This window comes from Methylobacterium goesingense (genome assembly GCF_022179225.1).
Lineage (GTDB): Bacteria > Pseudomonadota > Alphaproteobacteria > Rhizobiales > Beijerinckiaceae > Methylobacterium > Methylobacterium goesingense.
The window spans coordinates 1-2,983 of sequence record NZ_BPQL01000227.1; the positions used below are offsets into that span (position 1 = coordinate 1).

A 2,983-nucleotide genomic window follows, 5' to 3' on the forward strand; every position below is an offset into this window, starting at 1 on the left:
TGGCGGAGGGAGCGGGATGAGCCGACGCTCATCATTTTCCCTGTGCCGTCAGTGCTCTCGATCCCGGCCTCGATGGGTAACACCGTGAGTGTGCCGGTCAAGCTGCGGGCTGATGCTTCGGCTTGGGCGTGGGGTCGAACCGAGCCCGCTGCATTTTAATATCGCCAGCCGATCGATGAGTTTGCGATAAGTGTCGTCGGGGCACGTTGGTGCCCCGGCCCGCACGGTGGGTCGCCTTCATCAGCGCTGAGACAGCCCGGCAATTGCCGCCGGGACATGGCGCTGGCGATCCGCGATCCGGTCGATTCCGTACGGTGCGTCCGCTTCTACCCATTCCAACGATCTGTTTTTCCAGAAAGTTTTTTCGTGACCATCCACATTTTCGACGCCTTGGCGGGCGCGGGAAAAACCCGTGCGTGCGCTCGCTATGCTGATCGGCTTGCCCGGTTCGGCCAGAAGGTTCTCTTCGTCCAGCCGACGAAGCACCTCATCACCAAGACCATCGCCGACGAACTCCGGCCACTCGATCCGCCCTACTCAGTGCGGTCGATCCATGGCGGCTGCACCCCGACGTCCAAGTCGGTGATCGCGGAGATCGTCACCCACTTCCAGGTTACGCCTGCGGATCATGGGGAGATCGTCTTCATCACCCACGCGGCCTTCCTTCTGATCCCCTTCATCGAGCGGAAGGCCGACTGGACTCTCATCATGGACGAGGTCCCGCAGGTGGACTGCTTCCATGAGTTGTGCCTGCCCGACACGCACCACCTGATCACACCGTTCCTCACGCTTGTGCCGGGGGGAGCATCCTACGGCCGCCTCGTCACGGCTGAGGATGCCATCGCGACTCAGGAGGATGCTCGATGAGCGCCTCCAAGATCGCCCGCAACAAGAATGGCGACGACCTGCTCAAGGTGCTCGGCCCCCTCGCGCACCGGATCACCTCTAACGATTGGCAGGTCTATGCGGATCAGGCCGGATACGAGCGCCTGATCCGAGGGGAGAAGGAGGGATGCTCGGTCAGCACCTACTCGCTGCTCAGGCCCTCGATCTTCGCTGGGTTCAAGCAGGCCCTGGTCGCCTCAGCGTGCATGACAGACACGATGTTCTACCGCCTCTTCACGGCCCAGGGCATCGTCCTGAAGCCAGTCGGAGGGCGTCTCAGCAAGGACCTGCGCTACCTGAAGCACGAGCATGGGGATCGCATCACGATCCTCTACGCGGCCGAGGAAGCGTGGTCGAAGCGCTACCGGGACAAGCGGATTGAGGGCGAGGAGGCCACGGTTCTCGACCGCGTCCGGCAGGCCGTGGGTGCGCTCGTTGGCTCGGAGCCTTTCATCTGGATGGGCAACACCGATCTGGGCAACGACTTTTTCGCCCAGGTTGGAGCGGATCGGCTGCCCAACACACCGCACGGGCTGAACTCGTATCAGGGTCATCACAACGTGGTGGTGCTCTCGGCACTGAATCCGCCGCCTGCCCACTTCGGCTTCATGGAGGGGCGCGGCATCAGCGGCGAGGAGGTGCGCACGGCCCATTACCGCACGGCCGCCTATCAGGCGGTGATGCGCTGCTCAATCCGGAACCCAGCCGACACGACGCTCAAACGCGTCGTGGTGATGGATCGGGATACGGCCGAGTGGCTGGCCGATCTGTTCCCCGGCGCAGCGGTCGAGCCGCTGCCCGGCATGGGCGTGATCCCGCGCAAGGGCAAAGCAGGTCGACCGCGTCAGCACGCCAACGGCGCGGCCAAGGCGCAGGCGCATCGGGATGGCGAGAAGCGCAAGCTGCTCGCCCAACTCGACCTGATCAACGCCACCTCATTGGCGACGGGGCGCTACCCCTTCTTCGACCAAGAGGTCCGGGCTGAGATGCGCGAGTTCGCGCGTGACGATATCTCCTTAAGAGAAGGGGATTCCGTCACGGCCTCACCGACGCCTTCGGCGCCGCCTCTGACCTGCGGCACGGCCTTCGGCTCCATCTACGACTCGGTGCCCCTCGACCACGTGGACTACGAGGACGACGACGCCTTCGTGGCGGGCCTCCTGGCTCTGCATGAGCGCGTCGTCGCCAAGGCAGACGCGGGCGTGTTCTCGCCTGCGCACTTCGACCCCAGCAAGGCGACCGGGACCGGACGTGGTCTCGACAACGTCACGCACCTGCGCGGCATCTGGCTGGACAACGACGGCGGCGACCTGACTCACGCCGCCTTCGTCGATCTGTTCCCATACCTGCGGATCGTGGTCTGGAACACGGCTTCGAGCACCGCAGCCCTGCCACGCTGGCGCGCCTTCATCCCGACGTCCTGCGCGATGAGCATGGACGTGCACGCCTTGATCCTGGGGCAGATCGAGCGGGTGCTGAACCGGGCTGGGTTCTGGGGCAAGCGCCAGTTGGAGAAGCGGCCCAGCATCAAGGACCGGCGCTGCCACGGCTTCGACGAGTCGAAGTTCAACGCCGCCTCGCTGTTCTACCTACCCTGTCAGCCCAAGGACCCGGCGGACGCGTTCTTCATCGACTACGGCGACGGTGATCCGAAGCGTGGGCCACTCGATCTTCACCAGTGGATCGAGACGTGCATCCTCAGCCTGAGGCCCGATCCTGAGCCCATCGTCCCTGCGACGTCCGCCACGACGTCATCGAGGATCACCGTCGCACAGGTCATGGCACAGCTTGGGGAGGTTCGGCAGGCGCTGGCTGAGCAAACGACCCAGACCCTGGCCGAACGCCGGGCGGGCTGGATCGCCGAGGCTGTCGAGCGGTGGCATGGAACTGCCGTCATCCCCGGCACCGGTCACGCAGAGTTCTTCCGGTTGGGGGCAGCGCTGCACCGTGCTGGCCTCGACGAGTCCGAGCTTAGGACGACGCTCTACGCGGAGGCGGGATACGCACGATCGCCCCATAAACGTCGGGGCGAGATCAAGGGCATCCTCACGGGCCTGCGCCGACGCGGCACCATCGGGAGGGCAGCACGATGAACGCG

General features: G+C 64.9%; 2 protein-coding genes. Both read left to right on the forward strand.

Annotated features, from left to right (window positions below; all coding sequences use genetic code 11):
* Positions 1-276: 276 nt before the first annotated feature.
* On the forward strand, positions 277-867 hold the full coding sequence (locus MFF30_RS25365; RefSeq protein ID WP_238282998.1) for a DEAD/DEAH box helicase family protein: 591 nt from the start codon (positions 277-279) through the stop codon (positions 865-867).
* Positions 864-2,978 carry a hypothetical protein gene (locus MFF30_RS25370; RefSeq protein ID WP_238283000.1) on the forward strand — a complete coding sequence of 705 codons (2,115 nt, stop codon included), beginning with the start codon at positions 864-866 and terminating at the stop codon, positions 2,976-2,978. The genes MFF30_RS25365 and MFF30_RS25370 overlap by 4 nt, the downstream gene beginning before the upstream one ends.
* The last annotated feature ends 5 nt before the right edge of the window (positions 2,979-2,983 follow it).

Bases quoted from the DNA above. Each gene is read 5' to 3' on its own strand.
- MFF30_RS25365 (WP_238282998.1), top strand. From the start codon at position 277: ATGGCGCTGGCGATCCGCGATCCGGTCGATTCCGTACGGTGCGTCCGC.
- MFF30_RS25370 (WP_238283000.1), top strand. From the start codon at position 864: ATGAGCGCCTCCAAGATCGCCCGCAACAAGAATGGCGACGACCTGCTC.